The organism is Variovorax sp. SRS16, from assembly GCF_901827165.1.
Lineage (GTDB): Bacteria > Pseudomonadota > Gammaproteobacteria > Burkholderiales > Burkholderiaceae_C > Variovorax.
This window is the reverse complement of record NZ_LR594666.1, coordinates 4360013-4378256: the sequence shown is the minus strand read 5'-3', so window position 1 is coordinate 4378256 and position 18244 is coordinate 4360013. Positions and strand designations below refer to the sequence as shown.

15 protein-coding genes are annotated in these 18244 nt (G+C 69.7%); all 15 read left to right on the top strand.

Going from position 1 to position 18244, the window contains the following annotated elements; genetic code table 11:
* Window positions 1-7 precede the first annotated feature (7 nt).
* Entirely contained in the window at window positions 8-1279 is a 1272-nt protein-coding gene (locus tag E5P2_RS21120) for a lytic murein transglycosylase (RefSeq protein ID WP_174262733.1), read from the top strand.
* 130 nt (window positions 1280-1409) lie between these two features.
* A complete protein-coding gene (locus E5P2_RS21115; RefSeq protein WP_162569121.1) occupies window positions 1410-2177 on the top strand; it encodes an enoyl-CoA hydratase/isomerase family protein in 768 nt (255 codons plus the stop codon).
* A 46-nt stretch (window positions 2178-2223) separates the two neighbouring features.
* Window positions 2224-3459: a kynureninase gene (gene kynU, locus E5P2_RS21110; protein ID WP_162569120.1), complete on the top strand. Its 1236-nt coding sequence runs from the start codon at window positions 2224-2226 to the stop codon at window positions 3457-3459.
* A gap of 30 nt (window positions 3460-3489) precedes the next feature.
* A complete protein-coding gene (locus E5P2_RS21105) occupies window positions 3490-4323 on the top strand; it encodes an enoyl-CoA hydratase/isomerase family protein (protein WP_162569119.1) in 834 nt (277 codons plus the stop codon).
* A gap of 11 nt (window positions 4324-4334) precedes the next feature.
* Window positions 4335-5132, top strand: coding sequence for an enoyl-CoA hydratase/isomerase family protein (locus E5P2_RS21100; protein WP_162569118.1), 798 nt, complete (start codon window positions 4335-4337; stop codon window positions 5130-5132).
* 34 nt (window positions 5133-5166) lie between these two features.
* Window positions 5167-6333, top strand: a complete 1167-nt coding sequence (locus E5P2_RS21095; protein WP_162569117.1) for an ATP-grasp domain-containing protein — start codon at window positions 5167-5169, stop codon at window positions 6331-6333.
* Window positions 6330-7220 (top strand): succinate--CoA ligase subunit alpha, encoded by an 891-nt coding sequence (locus E5P2_RS21090; RefSeq protein ID WP_162569116.1) that lies wholly within the window; start codon window positions 6330-6332, stop codon window positions 7218-7220. Before E5P2_RS21095 ends, E5P2_RS21090 begins: the two co-directional genes overlap by 4 nt.
* Window positions 7221-7242: 22 nt before the next feature.
* Window positions 7243-8292 (top strand): ABC transporter substrate-binding protein, encoded by a 1050-nt coding sequence (locus tag E5P2_RS21085; RefSeq protein ID WP_162569115.1) that lies wholly within the window; start codon window positions 7243-7245, stop codon window positions 8290-8292.
* On the top strand, window positions 8289-10016 hold the full coding sequence (locus tag E5P2_RS21080; RefSeq protein ID WP_162569114.1) for an ABC transporter permease: 1728 nt from the start codon (window positions 8289-8291) through the stop codon (window positions 10014-10016). The genes E5P2_RS21085 and E5P2_RS21080 overlap by 4 nt, the downstream gene beginning before the upstream one ends.
* 17 nt (window positions 10017-10033) lie before the next feature.
* Window positions 10034-11143 (top strand): ABC transporter ATP-binding protein, encoded by a 1110-nt coding sequence (locus tag E5P2_RS21075; protein WP_162569113.1) that lies wholly within the window; start codon window positions 10034-10036, stop codon window positions 11141-11143.
* A 145-nt stretch (window positions 11144-11288) separates the two neighbouring features.
* Window positions 11289-12095: an IclR family transcriptional regulator gene (locus E5P2_RS21070; protein WP_162569112.1), complete on the top strand. Its 807-nt coding sequence runs from the start codon at window positions 11289-11291 to the stop codon at window positions 12093-12095.
* A 109-nt stretch (window positions 12096-12204) separates the two neighbouring features.
* A complete protein-coding gene (msrA, locus tag E5P2_RS21065) occupies window positions 12205-12717 on the top strand; it encodes a peptide-methionine (S)-S-oxide reductase MsrA (protein ID WP_162569111.1) in 513 nt (170 codons plus the stop codon).
* A gap of 36 nt (window positions 12718-12753) precedes the next feature.
* Window positions 12754-13332 (top strand): uracil-DNA glycosylase family protein, encoded by a 579-nt coding sequence (locus E5P2_RS21060; protein WP_162569110.1) that lies wholly within the window; start codon window positions 12754-12756, stop codon window positions 13330-13332.
* 28 nt (window positions 13333-13360) lie between these two features.
* Window positions 13361-13810 carry a thioredoxin TrxC gene (trxC, locus tag E5P2_RS21055; RefSeq protein ID WP_162570591.1) on the top strand — a complete coding sequence of 150 codons (450 nt, stop codon included), beginning with the start codon at window positions 13361-13363 and terminating at the stop codon, window positions 13808-13810.
* Between the two features lie 44 nt (window positions 13811-13854).
* Window positions 13855-18231 carry a DEAD/DEAH box helicase gene (locus E5P2_RS21050; RefSeq protein WP_232080783.1) on the top strand — a complete coding sequence of 1459 codons (4377 nt, stop codon included), beginning with the start codon at window positions 13855-13857 and terminating at the stop codon, window positions 18229-18231.
* The last annotated feature ends 13 nt before the right edge of the window (window positions 18232-18244 follow it).

The window sequence follows — 18244 nt, the reverse complement described above, 5'->3', positions numbered from 1 at the left end:
GCTGGCGATGCTGACGGCCGCGCTGCTGGCGGGCTGCGCATCCGCGCCACCCGTGGCGCCCTCGCAGCCACCGGCCAGCGCAACCGGCGCGCGCCCTGCAGCGCCGCCGTCGCCGCCACCGGTGACCGCGCCTGCGGCCACGGACGAAGCGGCGCTCCAGCAAGGCTTCGCGCAGTGGGTCGCGGACTTCCGCATCACCGCGCGCGCAGCGGGCATCAGCGAAGCGACGCTGCATGGGGCATTCGACGATGTCCAGTACCTGCCGCGCGTCATCGAACTGGATCGCGCACAGCCCGAATTCACCCGCACCGTCTGGGATTACCTCGACGGCACGGTGACGGCCCAGCGCGTCGCGCAGGGCCAGGACAAGCTGCAGCAGCTTCGCGGCGAAACCGACGCCGCGGCGCAGCGCTACGGCGTTCCGCCCGCCGTCGTGATCGCCATCTGGGGCATGGAAAGCAACTACGGCAGCAACTACGGCAGCACGCCGACCATCGATGCGCTGGCGACGCTGGGCTTCGAAGGCCGCCGTGCGGACTGGGCGCGCCGCGAGCTGCTCGCTGCGCTGAAAATCCTCGACAACGGCGACATCGATCGCGCGCACATGATCGGCTCCTGGGCCGGCGCCATGGGCCAGACCCAGTTCCTGCCATCGAACTTCCTGGCCTACGCGGTGGACGGCGATGGCGACGGCCGGCGCGATATCTGGGGCAGCATGGCCGACGTCACGGCTTCGACGGCGAACTTTCTTTCGCGCTCGGGCTGGCAGGCGGGCATGCCCTGGGGTGTCGAGGTCCAGTTGCCGGCCGGGTTCGACGTTGCGCGCGCCGATGCCGGCATCCGCCAGCCCACGGCGCAATGGGTCGCCGAAGGCCTGCGCGCCATGGACGGCCAAGTCTTGCCCGAGTTCGCCGACGGCTCGGTCCTGCTGCCCGCGGGCGCGCGTGGGCCGGCCTTCCTGGTCGGGCCCAATTTCCGGGCCATCCTGCGCTACAACAACTCGACCAGCTACGCGCTCGCGGTCGGCCTCCTGGCGCAGCGCCTGAGCGGCGGCCCGGGCGTGCAGGCGCCGTGGCCACGCGACCTCCAGGCGCTCACGCGCAGCCAGCTGCTGGCGTTGCAGACCGCGCTGAACCAGCGCGGCTTTGCCAGCGGCGAGCCCGACGGCGTCATGGGACCGGCCACCCGCGAAGGGCTGCGCCGCTACCAGCGCAGCGTCGGCCTCGCTGCCGACGGCTACCCCACCCTCGACCTGCTTCAGCGCCTGCAGCAGCCCTGATCAGGGCGCGCTTTCCCGCACGCAGGGGCCGCCGGCCCCGGGCGTTCGCGCACCCGAGGGATTTCCCGCTGGCCCGGGGCGGTGGTCCGTCGTAAATTTCATCTCGATAGTAACTATTGGGATGCGATAAATGTCTGCGCATATCCTGATCGATCAGCAAGACCGTGTCGGGCTGATCACGTTGAACAAGCCCGAGAAGCTGAACGCATGGGATCGCCCGATGCGCGACGACATCGTGCGCGCCCTGCGCGATTTCGACCGCGACGACGGCGTGGGCGCCGTGGTCCTCACCGGCGCGGGCGAGCGGGCCTTTTCGGCCGGGCAGGATTTCGCCGAGGCGCACGACTTCGATGCCGATCGCGCCGAAGTGTGGATCCGCGAATGGGAGACCTTCTACGGCACCTTGCGCCGCCTGACCAAGCCCATCGTGATGGCCCTCAACGGCACTGCGGCGGGCTCCGCGTTCCAGGTCGCGCTGCTCGGGGACATCCGGGTCGCGCATGCGGACGTGAGGATGGGGCAGCCCGAGATCAACGCCGGCATCGCGAGCATCACCGGGCCGTGGATCATGAAGGAAATCCTCGGCATGTCGCGCACCGTCGAGCTCACGCTCACCGGCCGCATGATGCCGGCGGACGAGTGCCATCGCATCGGCCTCGTCCACCATGTGGTGCCGCGGCAGGAGGTGCTGGCGAAGTCGCTGCAGATCGCGAATGAACTCGCCGCCAAGGCGCCGCTCGCGATGAAGCTGGACCGCGCCTGGTTCGCGGACATGACCGAGGCCGCTTTCCAGCACACCATCGCCGCCGCGATCCGCGCGCACCGGGAGTCCTACGCGTCCGGCGAGCCGGCAAGGAAGATGGAAGACTTCATGGCCGAGCGCGGAAAAAAGCTATGACCTCGAGGCTTGCCCACTTCGTGCGTCATGGACGGCGCGTTGTGCCATGAATCCATCCGTTGCATCGCCGTTCACGCGCGAGATGGCGCAAGAGATGGACCTCGCGGATCCGCTGGCCGGTTTGCGCGACGCGTTCGCCATCGACGACGGCTCGGCCCTGTACATGGACGGCAACTCCTTCGGCCGGCCGCCTGCGTGCACTGCGGCGCTGGTGTCGCAGGCACTCGACACCTGGCGCAAGGATCTCATCATCGCGTGGCGCCGATGGATTCATCTGCCGCGCGAGATCGGCGATGCGATCGCGCGATCGGTGGTGCAGGCGAATCCCGGCGAGGTCATCGTCGGCGACGCCACCTCGGTGAATCTCTACAAGGCCGCGGCCGCCGCGCTGGGCGCGCAGTCAGGCCGGCGCACCCTCGTCACGAGCGACGACAACTTCCCCACCGACATGTATGTGCTGCAGTCGCTCGCGGCACAACGGTCGCTCGAACTGAAGGTGCTGCATGCCGACCCGGTGCAGGGCCTCGATCCGGCAGTGCTGAAGGCCGGCATCGATTCGGACACGGCGCTGGTCTGCCTGTCGCATGTGGCTTACCGTTCGGGCGCGCTGCTCGACATGGCGCAGGTGACGCGCGTGGTGCACGAGGCTGGCGCATTGATTCTGTGGGACGTCAGCCATTCGGCGGGCGCGGTCGAGGTGCCGCTGGAAAGCAGCGGCGCCGACCTCGCGGTGGGCTGCACCTACAAGTACCTCAACGGCGGACCCGGCGCACCGTCCTTCGTCTATGTGCGGCAGTCGCAGCAGGCGCGGCTTCGGCAGCCGATCTGGGGATGGTTCGGCCATCGCGACCAGTTCGCGATGTCGGACAGCTTCGATCCGGCAGAGGGCATCGAATCCTTCCTGGTCGGCATCCCGGCGATCCTCTCGACCCTAGCGATCGAGCCGGGCGTCGCGCTGATCGCCGAGGCGGGCATCAATCGGCTGCAGGCGAAGGGCCGGCGGCTGACCGAGATGCTGGTCGCGCTCGCCGACGAATGGCTGGCGCCGCACGGATTCACCGTCGCCTCGCCGCGCGACGCGCGCCGCAGGGGATCGCACATCACGCTGCGGCATCCGGGGGCCAAGGACATCGTGCGCGCGCTGATCGCGGACCGGGTCGTCCCCGACTTCAGGCCGCCCGACATGCTCAGGCTCGCGCCCGCACCGATGTACACGCGCCATGTCGACGCCTGGGACGCGATGGATCGCGTGCGGCAGTGCGCGGCCAGGCTGAATCTCTGAATCGCCTCGTCAACTGAAGGAGTCAACCCGATGCCGGAAAGCAGTTCCCTCGAAAGAGTCCGTCTCGATATCGACGGTCCCGTCGCCACGGTCACGCTGGACCGTCCCCACAAGCTCAACGCGCTCTATCCAGAGATGATCCTGCGCCTGGTCGACGTGATCGAGCAGATCCGGCGCGACAACACGGTGCGCGTGATGGTGCTGCGCGGCGAAGGGCGCGCCTTCTGCGCCGGCGACGACCTCGCGCCCGAGGACCGCTTCAAGTACGGCCCGCCCGACCTGCAGAGCCGCATGCGCACCGGATTTCCGCGCGCCGTGCTGGACATGCTCACGCTGCGCAAGCCGGTGGTGGGCATCGTGCAGGGCTACGCGGTCGGCGCGGGGCTCGATCTCGCGCTGGCCTGCGACTTCCGCCTCTGCGATCCCGAAACGAAGTTCGGCGCGGTGTACGTGACGCGCGGGCTCGGCGGCGGATCGACCTACCTGCTGCCGCGCTACGTGGGCCTGGGCCGTGCGACGGAGATGCTGCTGCTCGGCCGTTTCATCGAGATGGAGGAGGCCGAGCGGCTGGGGCTGGTCAGCGAGGTCGTGGCCAAGGACAGGCTCGAGGAGCGCGCCTTCGAGCTTGCGCACAAGCTGGCCAAAGGCCCGACGCAGGCCTACGGCGCGATCAAGAACGCGCGCAACCAGGGCCTGGGCCTGGACCCGGTGAAGGGCTTCGAGGCGCAGGTGCTCGCGAACGTGGAGCTGATGTTCCACAAGGATGCACGCATCGGCCCGCGCGCCTTCAAGGAAGGCAAGGTGCCGGAGTTCACCGCCGAATGGATCGACCTGCAGTACGACCCGCTGCGGCCCTACGAGTGAGCGCGGCGACCATGTCCGAAAACGCCCAAGACTTCATCCGCTACGAATGCCGCGACCGCATCGCGACGATCAGCTTCAACCGCCCGCAGAAACTCAACGCGTTCAACGATGCGATGGTGATGCGGCTGGCCGAGGTGCTGCACGAGTTCGACATCGATCCGGCGGCCGACGTCGCCGTGCTGCGCGGCGAGGGCCGTGCCTTCTCCAGCGGTGCCGACGTGCACCAGCGCCAGTTGCGCAGCGAGGAAGACCTGAAGCGCCATGGCGGCTCGCAAGGCTGGGGCGCGCACTCGGCCGACCTGTTCACGCGCGCCATCAACTGGAAGCCGGTGATCGCGGCGCCGCATGGCTTCGCGGTCGGCCTCGGCCTCGGCATGGTGCTCGAAAGCGAGATGGTGGTGGCCGAGGAAGGCACGCGCTTCCAGGTGACCGAGACCTCGCGCGGCCTGGCCTCGTCGAGGTACTGGGCGCTGCTGAACTTCCGCGGTGCCCGATCGTTCGCGACCGAAGCCGCGATCACCGGGCGCTTCTTCACCGCCGAGGAAGCGCTGGCCGCCGGCGTCATCGACCGCGTCGCGCCCAAGGGCCAGCACGTGGCGCAGGCCTGTGAGCTCGCGCGGCAGATCGCCGCCAACCCGCCACTGAGCGTGCGCGCCACGGTGCGCACGCGCCGGTGGTACATGGACCAGGCCGAGCGCGAGGCCTACCTGCAGACCACGCCGCTCAAGCTGCACCTGACCGAGGACTTCAAGGAAAGCGCGCGGGCCTTCGCCGAGAAGCGAAAGGCCGGCCCGTTCAAGGGCCAATGAACCGCGCCCGCATTCGTCTGGACACAACGATCGCATGAAACTTCTCGAATACGAGGGCAAGGCGCTGCTGGCGAGCCACGGCGTGCCGATCCCGCCGGGCGCGCTCTGGCCGAAGCAGCCCGAGGCCGGCGAACGCGGCTGGGTGGTCAAGGCGCAGGTGCTGGCGGGTGGACGCGGCAAGCGCGGTGGCATCCTCATGGCGGCCACGCGCGATGAACTCGAAAGCCAGGCGGCTCAGTTGCAAGGAAAGCGTCTCGGCGACGAGCCGGTGCACGCCGTGTACGTCGAGCCGATGCTGCAGATCGCGCACGAGTTCTACCTCGCCGCCTTCGTCAACCGGGATCGTGGCCGCGTGACCGTGATGGCCAGCGCCGCCGGCGGCATGGACATCGAGCAAGTGCCCCCATCGCAGGTGGCGAGCATCGACATCGATCCCCTGATCGGGCTGGCCGGCTTCCAGGTCGAGCACCTGAAGCGTGCGCTTGGCCTCGCGCAGGACATCGGCATGCAGTTCGATCACATCTTGAGACAAGTGGTGGAGGCCCTGATCGAGGAGGATGCCGAACTGGTCGAGGTCAATCCCGTGATCCAGACCACCGAAGGAAAGCTCGTGGCCGCGGACGCGAAGGTGGTGCTCGACGACGATGCGGTCGCCCGGCATCCCGCGCGCTCGAGCCCGATCGCATGGTCGTCCGACAGCGCCTTCATGCAGCGCTGCCGCGCGCTCGGCGTGATCGGCGTGGACAACCGTTCGCGGACGCCGCCGCTCGCGCGGCCCGCGGTGGCGCTGCTCGGCAACGGCGCGGGCCTGACGATGGCGACCTACGACCAGATCGCGATGTCCGGCGTGAGCGTGGCCGGCGCGATCGAGCTGCATGGCGCGCTGGCGCGCGGCGTCGCGCACACGGCCGAGGTCATCGGCGCGCTCTTCATGCTCGAGGCCGAGATCGTGTTCATCAATGCCTTCTACCAGCTGCGTTCCACCGACGCCCTGGCGCAGGCGCTGGTGCAGGCGCTCGGCATGCCGGGCGCACCGGGCCGCGACCGCGTGGTGGTGCGCATGCGCGGCGTGAAGCAGGAGAGCTCGCAGAAGATCATGGAAGACGCCGGCTGCTTCTACACCCCCTCGCTGAGCGACGCCGCCGACCGCGTGCTCGCGCTCGCCGCCGCGGTCGGGCCATCGCAGGAGACGGCACGATGAGCATCCTGGTCGGCTCTCATTCGAAGATCCTGGTGCAGGGCATCACCGGCCAGACCGGGCGCCTGTTCGCCGAGAAGATGATCGCCGGCGGCACGCCGCTCGTGGGCGGCGTCACGCCGGGCAAGGGCGGCTCGGTGGTAGCGGGCGTGCCGGTCTTCGATTCGATGCGCGAGGCGGTCGAGGCGACCGGCGCCGATGCGGTGCTGTGCTGCATCGCGCCGGCCTATGTGCTGGACGGCATGTACGAAGTGGTGGATGCCGGCATCCCGCTGGCGGTGCTCTACATCGAGAACATCCCGGTGCACGATGCGATCCGCATGTGCGCCTATGCGAAGGCGCGCGGCACGCGCCTGCTCGGCCCCAACTCCGCCGGCACCGTGAGCCCGGGGCGCGCGAACATGTCGGACCTCAACGATGCCAACCTGCGGCCGGGGCGCATCGGCATCGTGTCCAAGAGCGGCACGCTGACCTACGAAGTCATCGACGAACTGCATCGGCACGGGATGGGCGAATCCACCGTCGTCTGCCTCGGCGGCGACCGCGTCATCGGCACCGACTACGCCGAGGTGCTGGATCTCTTCGAAGCCGATCCCGAGACCGACCTCGTGATCCTGATCGGCGAGCCCGGCGGCGGGCTGGAGTATCCCGCGGCCGCGAAGGCCGCGACGATGCGCACGCCGGTCGTCGCCTACATCACGGGGCAGGCCAGTCCGCAGGATGCGCGCATGGGCCACGCCGGCGCGGTGGTCGGCGAGGACGTGCGCAGCCGGCCGCAAAGCAAGATGCAGGCCTTTGCCTCCGCGGGCGGGGTCGTTGCCCAGCGCGTGACGGACATCGGCGCCCTGGTGGCGCATACGCTGGCCCGCGCGCAAACTCGTTCAAGTTGATGCAACACGGAAGGACAGCGCCATGACGTCGAAGCTCCAGGTCTCATCCCCGGTCCATCGCCGGACCTTCCTGTACATCGGCGCCGCGATGGCCGGTGCGGGCGCGCTGTGGCGAGCGCCGCGCGCGCTGGCCGCGAGCGATCCGAAGATCGTCGAGGCCGCGAAGAAGGAAGGCGCGGTGAGCCTGTACAGCTCGGCCTCCACCGGGCCGTCCAATGCGATCGCCGAGGCGTTCAGGAAGAAGTACGGCATCAACGTCTCGGTGTACCGCGCGGGCTCGGCCGACGTCGCGACGCGCGTGCAGACCGAGGAGTCGGCAGGCCGCACGCAGGCCGACGCGCTGATCATCGAGGAACCCGCGCTCAGCCTGATGCTGCCTTACCTCGCCGACTACGACTCGCCCGAGCGCGCGGCCATCGATGCCGCGTACAAGGCGCCGTCGTACACGCTGATCCGCATGTACATGGCGCAGCTCGGCTGGAACACCGGCACCGTCAAGGCGGCCGACGCGCCCAGGGACTGGAAGGACCTGCTCGATCCGAAATGGAAAGGGCGCTTCGGCTCGCTCGATCCGCACGTGACGGCCACCACGCTCGCGTGGCTGGTGATGGTCGACAAGCTCTACGGCCCTTCGTATCTGCAAGGCTTCGGCGCCAACCAGCCGAAGCTCTACGCCAGCACGAATGCGATGTCGCAGGCCATCGTCTCCGGCGAGATCGACATGGGCCTGACCAACTCCTTCGGCGTGATCCAGATGGCGGACACGGGCGCGCCGATCGCCGGCGTGGTGCCGAAGAACACGGTCCTGTTCGGCGGCAACATCTCGGTGTTCGCCAAGGCGCCGCATCCGAACGCGGCGCGGCTGTTCTGCGATTTCGCGTGCTCGGCGGAAGGGCAGAGCCTCATCAACGTGGCCGGCGCGACGATACCGACCCATCCGGACGCGCGCGCGCCGAAGGCGGGATCGCTGGCCGAGCTGGGCAAGACCCACACCTTCAGCCAGCCCGACTACAAGAAGATCATTGCCGACACGCCGAAGCTGCTGGCCGAGTGGGACAAGTACGTCAAGTGACGACGACCGATGCATCGCTCGCGCCGCGCGCCAGGCCCGCGGCCGGCACGCGGACGATCGCCTGGGACCGCGTCGTGCTGTCCGCCGTCGCCGCGCTCGCGGTGCTGATGGTCTGCTATCCGGTGCTGTTCGTCGTGCTGCGCAGCATCTCGAAGGACGACATCGGCAGCAGCCTGAGCGCCGAATGGCTGCTGGCGGTCTTCAACTCGGCGCGCAGCCATGAAGCGCTGATCAACACGGCGATCTACACCGCGGGCTCCAGCCTGCTGGCGATGGTGCTCGGCGTCGGGCTTTCCTTTCTTGCCACGCGCACCGACATGCCGGGCAGCCGTTTCGTCGGCATGCTGGCGCTGCTGCCGATGCTGGTGCCGCCCTTCATCCTGGTGGTCGGCTGGGTGGCGATCGCTGACCCCAGCGCCGGTTATCTCAACATCATGGCGTCCGCGGTGACGGGTTCGCGCACGGTGCTGGCGAACGTCAACACCATGGCCGGCATCATCTGGGTGACCGGGCTCTTTCTCACGCCCTACGTGTACCTGCTCGTCGCGGCGGGCTTCAGCAACAGCGACGCGGCGGTCGAGGAAGCGGCGCGGGTCTCGGGCGCCGGCCGCCTGCGCCTGCTGCGCACCGTGATCCTGCCGCTGCAGCGGCCGGCGCTGCTGGCGGCGCTGCTGCTCGTGGTCATCATGAGCGCGGGCGACTTCATCATCCCCTCGACCATCGGGCTGAAAGCGAGGATCTACCTGCTGCCGAGCCTGATCTGGCAGAACTCCAGTTCGTTCCCGCCGCGCCCGGGTCTGGCCGCGGCGCAATCGCTGCTGCTGGTGGCGGTCGGTCTGCTGTGCATCTTCTTCCAGCGGCGCGCCTTGTCGCGCGGGGCACGCTTCACGATCCTGGGCGGCAAGGGCTCCAGCATCACCCGCTTTCCGCTCGGCAGACTGCGCTATCCGCTGGCGGTGCTGGCGCTGGTCTTTGCGTTCTGCTCGTCGCTGTTCCCGCTGCTGGCGGTGGGCTCGATGGCGTTCATGAAGTACTGGGCGCCGCACGCCCTCAAGGCCGAGAACTTCACGCTCGGCAATTTCAGGTACGTGCTGTTCGAGTATCCGCAGGTCTGGCCTTCGGTGCAGCACAGCCTGGTGCTGGCGCTGCTGGGTGCGACGGTGTGCGTCGCGCTGGCCGTCGCGCTCGCGTGGTACGTCCTGCGGCTGCGCGGGCGCTTCGCGGCGCTGGTCGACTATGCGATGGTGCTGCCGCTCGGCATGCCCGGCATCGCGCTGGGCGTGGGCATCCTGAGCCTGTGGATCCTGGTGCCGGGCGGCATCTACGGCACCCTGTGGATCCTGCTGCTGGCCTTCGTCACGGCGCACATTCCGGTGGCGATGCAGTTCGTGGGCAGCGCGCTGCACCGCATCCACACCGACCTGGAGGACGCCTCACGCATCGGCGGCCAGGCCTGGCTGGGCACCGTCCGCAGGATCGACCTGCCGCTGATGCGGCCGGCGCTGATCGGCTGCTGGCTCCTGATGTACGTGGTGATCCTGCGCGAGATATCGCTGGTGATCCTGCTCTACAACCCGAGCACCGTCGTGCTGTCGGTCGGGCTCATGGACGTCTGGTCGAGCGGCTTCTATCCCGAGCTGGCGGTGTATTCGCTGCTGCTGATGGTGCTGGGCCTGGTGCCGGTCGCGCTGCTCTGGAAGTTCGCCCGCTTCACGCCGGCCTAGTGCGAGGAATGCCAACGATGGAATCGAAGCAGCATCCGCAGCAGGCCGGCCTGTCGGTCGCCGGCTTGAGCAAGGGCTACGGCCGCGAGGCCGGCGCGCTCGCGCTGGACAATTTCACGCTCGACTTCCCGGCCGGCGAGTGCACCGTGCTGCTCGGCCCGAGCGGCTGCGGCAAGACCACGGTGCTGCGTTCGATCGCGGGCCTGGTCACGCCGGATGCGGGGCGCATCGCCATCGATGGCGATGCCGTCTTCGACGGCGCGACGCGCACCAACGTGCCGCCTGAGAAGCGCCGGCTGGGCATGGTGTTCCAGAGCTATGCGCTCTGGCCTCATCTCACGGTCGCGGAGAACATCGCCTACCCCCTGGCCGCCAGCGCCTTGTCGAAGGCGCAGACCGAGGCCAAGGTCGAATCGATGCTGCAATGGGTGGGGCTGGGCGGCATGGGCCGCCGCTTCGCGCACGAACTCTCGGGCGGGCAGCAGCAGCGCGTGTCGCTGGGCCGCGCGATGGTCGGCACGCCGCGCGCGATCCTGTTCGACGAGCCGCTGTCGAACCTCGATGCGCGGCTGCGCGAACGCATGCGCATGGAGCTGCTGGCACTGCGGCAGCAGGCGCCCTTCACCTCGATCTACGTGACCCACGACCAGCTGGAGGCCATGACGCTCGGCGACCGCGTGGTCGTCATGCGCGCCGGCAGGATCGAGCAGACCGGATCGCCCGAGGATGTCTACAAGCGGCCGAGAACCCGCTTCGCCGCGGACTTCGTCGGCATCCCCAATCTGCTCGAAGGCACGGTGCGGTCGGTGGAAGGCCGCGAGATCGTCGTCGAGACGGTCGTCGGCGCGCTGCGCACCAGCGGATGGCGCCGCGACTGGACGGTAGGCGCGCGCTGCACGGTCGCGGTCAGGCCCACGCTCATCCGCATCGAGCGCACGCCCGAAGCGGGCGGCCGGCCGGGGCGGGTCATCCGCAGCGTCTTCCAGGGCACGAGCAGCGTGGACCTCGTGGACCTGGACGGACAGCAGATCGCGATCGAATCCTTTGCGGAAGAAAGGCACAGTCCCGGCACCGAGGTGTGGGTGCTGCCGACGCCCGGCGCGCTGTTCGCGCTGCTCGACGATTGACGCGCATGCGAGCCGGCCGCGGGCTGCTGCCAGAGGGAATCGTCATCGCCATGCCACCTACAATGCCCTGTTCCAGCAAGGTGCACGCGCGTCGTCCCGACGCAGCGCCGCAGCGCCGCAGTCTCACTCATCGATAGCAAGCCGAATGGCGCGTCCTTCCCCCGTTCGAAAAACCAAGCCGGAGCCGAAGCCGGCGCGGTCCTCGCTCTTCGTCAACTCCGTCGACAAGGCGATGAAGGTCATGACGGCCTTCGACGGCAGCAAGCGCCACCTGACGCTGTCGCAGATCGCCGCGGCGACCGACATGGACATGAGCTCGGCGCAGCGCTTCACCTACACGCTGGCCGAGCTGGGCTTCCTGAAGAAGGACGAGGAGAACAAGTCCTACGAACTGTCGCCGCGGCTGCTCGACTTCGCCTACCACTACCTCTCGTCGAACGAGCTGCTGTCGCGCGCGACGCCCTATCTGCTGCAGCTGAGCCGCGAAACCTCGGAGACGACCAACGTCACCGTGCTCGACGGCACGGACATCGTCTTCGTGCAGCGCATCGTCAGCCAGCACGTGCTCAATCCGAACGTGGTGGTCGGCAGCCGTTCGCCCGCCTACTGCACGGCGCCGGGCCTCGCGATGCTTGCGCACTTGCCGGGCGAGCAGGTCGATGCCATCCTTGCGCGCTCGACGCTGGTCCAGCACACGCCGCACACCGTCGTGCAGCCGCGCGCGATCAAGGCCCGGCTCGAGAAGATCCGGGCCATCGGCTACGCGCACACGGAAGAGGAGTACTACCTCGGCGACATCTCGACGGCGTCCGCGATCCTGGATGCGCGAGGCCATCCCGTCGCCGCGATCAACGTGGCGATGGTGAAGCCGCGCTGGACCGGGCCGGACATCGAGCGCCGCATTTCCGACCTCGTGATCTCGGCCGCGTCGGTGATCTCGGCGCGCCGCTGAAGCCGCCGTTCCGGCCGCGGCCGGAACAGGGAAATCGGGACTCGCTACCATGCACATGGACAGCGAAGGCCGGAGGTTTTGCCGGCCTTGTCCACGCAAAGGAATTCCAATGAGCGAAGAACGCGCAATTCTGGCCGGCGGCTGCTTCTGGGGCATGCAGGATCTGCTGCGGCGCCAGCCCGGCGTGATCTCCACACGCGTGGGCTACTCGGGCGGCGACGTGCCGAACGCAACCTACCGCCATCACGGCACGCATGCCGAAGCCATCGAGATCGTCTTCGATCCGGCCCGCATCGGCTACCGGCGGCTGCTCGAATTCTTCTTCCAGATCCACGACCCGACGACGCGCAACCGGCAGGGCAACGATGTCGGCCTGAGCTACCGTTCGGCGATCTTCTACGCGAACGAGGAACAGAAGCGCGTGGCCGAGGACACCATCGCCGACGTCGATGCATCGGGACTCTGGCCCGGCAAGGTTGTCACCGAGCTGGCGCCCGCGGGTCCGTTCTGGGAGGCCGAGCCCGAGCATCAGGATTACCTGGAGCGGATCCCGAACGGCTACACCTGCCACTTCATCCGGCCCGGCTGGCGGCTTCCGGTGCGCGCAGGGGCGGCGTCCTAGCGCCACGGGCCGATCACGCGCGAACGAGCAGTCACCGTGGCCGCGCTTTCCTCGCTGCTCGCCGACGTGCGCGCCTGCGCGATCTGCGCCGAGCACCTGCCGCACGGACCGCGGCCGGTGCTGCAGCTTCATCCGTCGGGACGCATCCTGATCGCGGCGCAGGCGCCGGGGCGGCGCGTGCATGACACCGGCATCCCCTTCAACGATCCGAGCGGCGATCGCCTGCGGTCATGGATGGGCATCTCGCGCGAAGTCTTCTACGACGCCCGGCAGCTCGCGATCGTGCCGATGGGTTTCTGCTTTCCCGGCACCGGCAAGTCCGGCGATCTGCCGCCGCGGCCGGAGTGCGCGCCGGCCTGGCGCGCGCCCCTGCTGGCGAGGCTCAGGCATCTGCGGCTCACGCTGGTGATCGGCCAGTACGCGCAGGCCTGGCATCTGCCGAACGAGGGCGCGTCGCTGACCGAGGTCGTGCAGGGCTGGCGCCGCCACTGGCCCGCGATGCTGCCGCTGCCGCATCCCAGCCCGCGCAACAACCTGTGGTTCAAGCGCAATCCGTGGTTCGAGACCGAGATCGTGCCGATGCTGCGCGAACGCGTGGCCGAGGTGCTGGCGTGATGCCCGGATGACAGACAAGGAATTCGAGATGAACGACGCGCTGCACATCGTCTGCCCCCATTGCCAGACCACCAACCGCGTGCGCAGCGAGCAGCTGGCCAGCGCGCCCGATTGCGGCCACTGCCACCGCCCCCTGTTCGAGGCGCATTCCGTCGCCTTGGACGAAGCGGCTTTCGACAAGCATGTCGCGCGCAACCAGATTCCCGTGCTGGTCGATTTCTGGGCGCCGTGGTGCGGGCCCTGCCTGCAGATGGCGCCCGGCTTCGAGCAGGCGGCCGCGCGGCTGGAGCCGCACGTGCGGCTCGCGAAGGTCGATACCGAGGCCGTGCCGGCGCTGGCACGGCGCTTCGACATCCGCAGCATTCCGACGCTGGCGCTCTTTCGCGGTGGCCGCGAGGTGGCGCGGCAGGCCGGCGCCATGGGTGCGTCCGACATCGTGCGGTGGGTCCAGGCGAAGTCGGCGGTTGCCGGCACCTGAGCCGCCTTGAGTTCCGCGCCAGCGGCCCGACCTTCCGAGAACCCGTGCTGCCCGAAGATTTCCATCCCGCCGTCGGCCGCTGGTTCGGCCGGACCTTCGCGGCGCCCACCGAGGCGCAGGCTGCCGCGTGGCCGGCGATCCATGCCGGACGCAACACGCTGGTCGCGGCACCCACCGGCTCCGGCAAGACGCTGACGGCCTTTCTCGCCGCGCTCGATGCGCTGGTGCGCGCCGGTCTGCAGCCCGGCGGGCTGCCCGACGAGACGGCGGTGGTCTATGTCTCGCCGCTGAAGGCACTGTCCAACGACATCCGGCTCAACCTCGAAGCGCCGCTCGCGGGCATTCGCGCCGAACTCGCCGCGCTCGGCCTGCCCGATGTCGAGATCCGCACCGCCGTGCGCACCGGCGACACGTCGCAGAAAGACCGTCAGCAGAACCTGCGCAAGCCGCCGCACATCCTGGTGACGACGCCGGAATCGCTCTACGTGCTGCTGGGTTCGGTCTCCGGCCGCAGGATGCTCGCGCCGGTGCGCACGGTGATCGTCGACGAGATCCATGCGCTGGCCGCCAGCAAGCGCGGCAGCCACCTCGCGCTGTCGCTCGAACGGCTCGAATCGCTGTGCGAACGCAGGCTGGTGCGCATCGGCCTGTCGGCGACGCAGAAGCCGATCGACGAGATGGCGCGCTTCCTGGTCGGCGCCGGCGCGACCACCGATGGCGTGGCCGATTGCGAGATCGTCGACATCGGCTACCGCAAGCAGCGCGACCTCGCGCTCGAGCTGCCGCCGGCGCCGCTCAGTGCCGTGATGTCGACCGACCAGTGGGCGCAGGTCTATGCGCGCGTTGCCGCGCTGGTGCGCGAGCACCGCACCACGCTGGTCTTCGTCAACACGCGGCGCATGGCCGAGCGCGCATCGCGCCACCTCGGCGAACTGCTGGGCAAGCAGGCGGTGGCCGCGCACCACGGCAGCCTCGCGAAGGAGGCGCGGCTCGATGCGGAGCAGCGGCTCAAGCGCGGCGATCTGCAGGTGCTGGTCGCCACCGCGTCGCTGGAGCTGGGCCTCGACATCGGCGACGTCGATCTCGTGTGCCAGCTCGGCTCGCCGCGCTCCATTGCCACCTTCCTGCAGCGTGCGGGTCGCTCGGGCCATGCGGTAGGCGGGGTGCCGAAGGCGCGGCTTTTTCCGCAGTCGCGCGACGAGCTGGTCGAATGCGCCGCGCTGCTCGACTGCATCCGGCGCGGCGAGCTCGATGCGCTGCACGTGCTGCCCGCGCCGCTCGACGTGCTGGCACAGCAGATCGTCGCCGAGACCGCCTGCCGCGAATGGGACGAGGACGCTCTGTTCGCGCTGATGCGCCGTGCGTGGCCTTACGCCGATCTCGCGCGCGAGAACTTCGATGCCGTGGTGCGCATGCTGGCCGAGGGCTTCGCGACGCGCAACGGGCCGCGCGCCGGCTATGTGCACCGCGATGCCGTGCACCACCTGCTGCGCGAGCGCAAGGGTTCGCGGCTCACGGCGCTGACCTCGGGCGGCACCATTCCGGAGGCCGGCGACTACACCGTGGTGCTCGAACCGCAGGCGCACCAGATCGGCACCGTCAACGAGGACTTCGCGGTCGAGAGCCTGGCCGGCGACGTGTTCCAGCTCGGCAACACCAGCTACCGCATCCTGAGGATCGAGCCGGGCCGCGTGCGCGTGGAAGATGCGAAGGGCGCCGCGCCCAACATCCCGTTCTGGCTCGGCGAGGCGCCGGGGCGCAGCGACGAGCTGTCCTTCGGCGTCTCGCGGCTGCGCGAAGAAGTCGAGCAGCGCATCGGCAACGACGGCACCGAGGCCGCGATCGAGGGGCTCATGCAGGCCATCGGACTCGACACGGAATCGGCGCGCCAGATCGTCGACTACCTCGGCCGCACGATCGCCGCGCTCGGCGCCTTGCCGACCCGGCAGCGGATCGTGCTCGAGCGTTTCTTCGACGAGTCGGGCGGCATGCAGCTGATCGTCCATTCGCCGAATGGCAGCCGCGTCAACCGCGCCTGGGGCCTGGCCTTGCGCAAGCGCTTCTGCCGCCAGTTCAACTTCGAACTGCAGGCCGCCGCGACCGAGGATGCGATCGTGCTCTCGCTCGCCACCAGCCACAGCTTTCCGTTGTCCGAGGTCGCGCGCTATCTGCATTCGGCCACGGCGCTGGACCTGCTGGTGCAGGCGCTGCTCGACGCGCCGCTGTTCGGCGTGCGCTGGCGCTGGAATGCGACCACCGCGCTCGCGCTGCCGCGCTTCGTCGGCGGCCGCAAGGTGGCGCCGCAGCTGCAGCGCATGAAGTCCGAGGACCTGCTGGCCTCGGTGTTCCCGGACCAGGTCGCGTGTGCCGAGAACATCGCCGGCGAACGCGAGGTGCCCGACCATCCGCTGGTCGCGCAGACGCTGCACGACTGCCTCTACGAGGCGATGGATGCCGAGGGCTGGCTGCGCCTGCTGCGGCGTCTCGAAGCGGGCGAGATCGAGGTCGTGGCGCGCGACCTGCCGGCGCCGTCGCCGTTCGCGGCCGAGGTGCTGAACGCCAAGCCCTATGCCTTCCTCGACGATGCGCCGCTGGAGGAACGCCGCACGCAGGCGGTGCAGAACCGGCGCCATGCCGATCCGCAAAGCGCCGACGACATCGGCCGGCTGGACCCGGCGGCGATCGAGAGCGTGCGCGCCGAGGCCTGGCCCGCGCCGCGCGATACCGACGAGATGCACGAGGCGCTGACCGAGCTCGGCGTCGTCACCGACGGCGAGGTCGCACGGCATGCGGACTGGGCTGCATGGCTCGCGGCGCTGGCGCGTGCCGGTCGCGCGACGCGACTGTCGCTGGCGCGCGAGGGCGCATCGGACACGGGCCTGTGGGTGGCGGCCGAAGGTCTTGCGCTGGCGCGCGTGCTCTATCCCGATGCCGCGATGCAGCCGGCCATCGTTGCGCCCCGCGACTACGCGCAGCCGCCCGAAAGCCGCGAGGCCGCGCTGAAGGATCTGCTGCGCTCCCGCCTCGGCGGCCTCGGCCCGACCGCGGTCGATGTGCTGGCCGTGCAGCTGCGGCTTCCCTCTTCGGAGATCGATACGGCGCTGCTCGGATTGCAGTCCGAAGGCTATGTGCTGCAAGGCCGCTTCACGCCGGGCGCGCCGGCCGTCGAGTGGTGCGAGCGGCATCTGCTGGCGCGCATCCACCGCTACACGCTCGGGCGCCTGCGGCGCGAGATCGAGCCGGTCGAGCCGCGCGACTTCCAGCGCTTCCTGTTCGAGTGGCAGCATGTGAGTCCGTCGACCCGGGTCAGCGGTCCCGAGGCACTGGCCGGCGTGCTGACGCAGCTCGAAGGCTACGAGGCGCCTGCGGCGCTGTGGGAGGCCGAGCTGCTGCCCGCGCGCGTCAACGACTACGCGAGCGCGTGGCTCGACGATCTCTGCACTGCGGGACGCGTGTTCTGGACGCGGCTGCGGCCTTCGCCCGGCGAGGCGCGTTCGGGCGGTGGCGCCGTGTCGCTGCGTTCGACGCCGGTGCTCGTGCTGCCGCGCAAGGCAGCGCCGCTGTGGAATCAGCTCGCGCCGCCGGCCATCGACGATGCGGCATTGGGCTCGCGCGCCCGTCGCGTCGCCGCCTATCTGAGCGAGCACGGCGCGTCCTTCTTCGACGAGATCGTCGATGGCGCGCACCTGTTGCGCGCCGAGGTCGAGGACGCGCTGAGCGAACTCGTCGCGCGCGGCCGCGTGCGCTGCGACAGCTACGCGGGCCTGCGCGCGCTGCTGGTGCCGGCGTCGAAGCGCTCGTCGGCGCATGCGCAGCGCCGGCGCCGCGTCGCGCTGTTCGGCATCGAGGATGCGGGCCGCTGGCTGCTGACGCGGCCCGCGCACGCCGCCGGCGACGCGGCCGAGGCGGCGCACCGTGTCACGCCCGAAGCCGTCGAACAGGTCGCACGTGTGCTGCTGCGCCGCTATGGCGTGCTGTGCTGGCACCTGCTCGAGCGCGAGGCCGCGTGGCTGCCGCCATGGCGCGATCTCGTGCGGACCTGCCGCCGCCTCGAGGCGCGCGGCGAGATCCGCGGCGGCCGCTTCATCGCCGGCCTGTCGGGCGAACAGTTCGCATTGCCCGAGGCGATCGGCCTGATGCGTCAGGTGCGCCGCCGGCCGGCCGACGATGCGCTGGTCTGCCTCGCCGCGGCCGACCCGGCCAACCTGCTGGGCAGCGTGCTGCCCGGCACCCGGGTGGCGCGGGTGCCGGGCGCGCGCGTGCTGTACCGTGGCGGGTTGCCGATCGCGACCCGGATCGCCGATCAGGTCGAACTGCTCGTGCCGCTCGATGCCGGCGAGGCGCAGGCCGCGGCGAGGGCGCTTGCGCTGGCGCCGTCGATCGGATTTCTCGATCGGGCGCTGCTGCCGGCCGCGGGCTGAGCGGCCGGTGCGC

Bases quoted from the DNA above. Each gene is read 5' to 3' on its own strand.
- E5P2_RS21120 (WP_174262733.1), top strand. From the start codon at position 8: ATGCTGACGGCCGCGCTGCTGGCGGGCTGCGCATCCGCGCCACCCGTG.
- E5P2_RS21115 (WP_162569121.1), top strand. From the start codon at position 1,410: ATGTCTGCGCATATCCTGATCGATCAGCAAGACCGTGTCGGGCTGATC.
- kynU (WP_162569120.1), top strand. From the start codon at position 2,224: ATGAATCCATCCGTTGCATCGCCGTTCACGCGCGAGATGGCGCAAGAG.
- E5P2_RS21105 (WP_162569119.1), top strand. From the start codon at position 3,490: ATGCCGGAAAGCAGTTCCCTCGAAAGAGTCCGTCTCGATATCGACGGT.
- E5P2_RS21100 (WP_162569118.1), top strand. From the start codon at position 4,335: ATGTCCGAAAACGCCCAAGACTTCATCCGCTACGAATGCCGCGACCGC.
- E5P2_RS21095 (WP_162569117.1), top strand. From the start codon at position 5,167: ATGAAACTTCTCGAATACGAGGGCAAGGCGCTGCTGGCGAGCCACGGC.
- E5P2_RS21090 (WP_162569116.1), top strand. From the start codon at position 6,330: ATGAGCATCCTGGTCGGCTCTCATTCGAAGATCCTGGTGCAGGGCATC.
- E5P2_RS21085 (WP_162569115.1), top strand. From the start codon at position 7,243: ATGACGTCGAAGCTCCAGGTCTCATCCCCGGTCCATCGCCGGACCTTC.
- E5P2_RS21075 (WP_162569113.1), top strand. From the start codon at position 10,034: ATGGAATCGAAGCAGCATCCGCAGCAGGCCGGCCTGTCGGTCGCCGGC.
- E5P2_RS21070 (WP_162569112.1), top strand. From the start codon at position 11,289: ATGGCGCGTCCTTCCCCCGTTCGAAAAACCAAGCCGGAGCCGAAGCCG.
- msrA (WP_162569111.1), top strand. From the start codon at position 12,205: ATGAGCGAAGAACGCGCAATTCTGGCCGGCGGCTGCTTCTGGGGCATG.
- trxC (WP_162570591.1), top strand. From the start codon at position 13,361: ATGAACGACGCGCTGCACATCGTCTGCCCCCATTGCCAGACCACCAAC.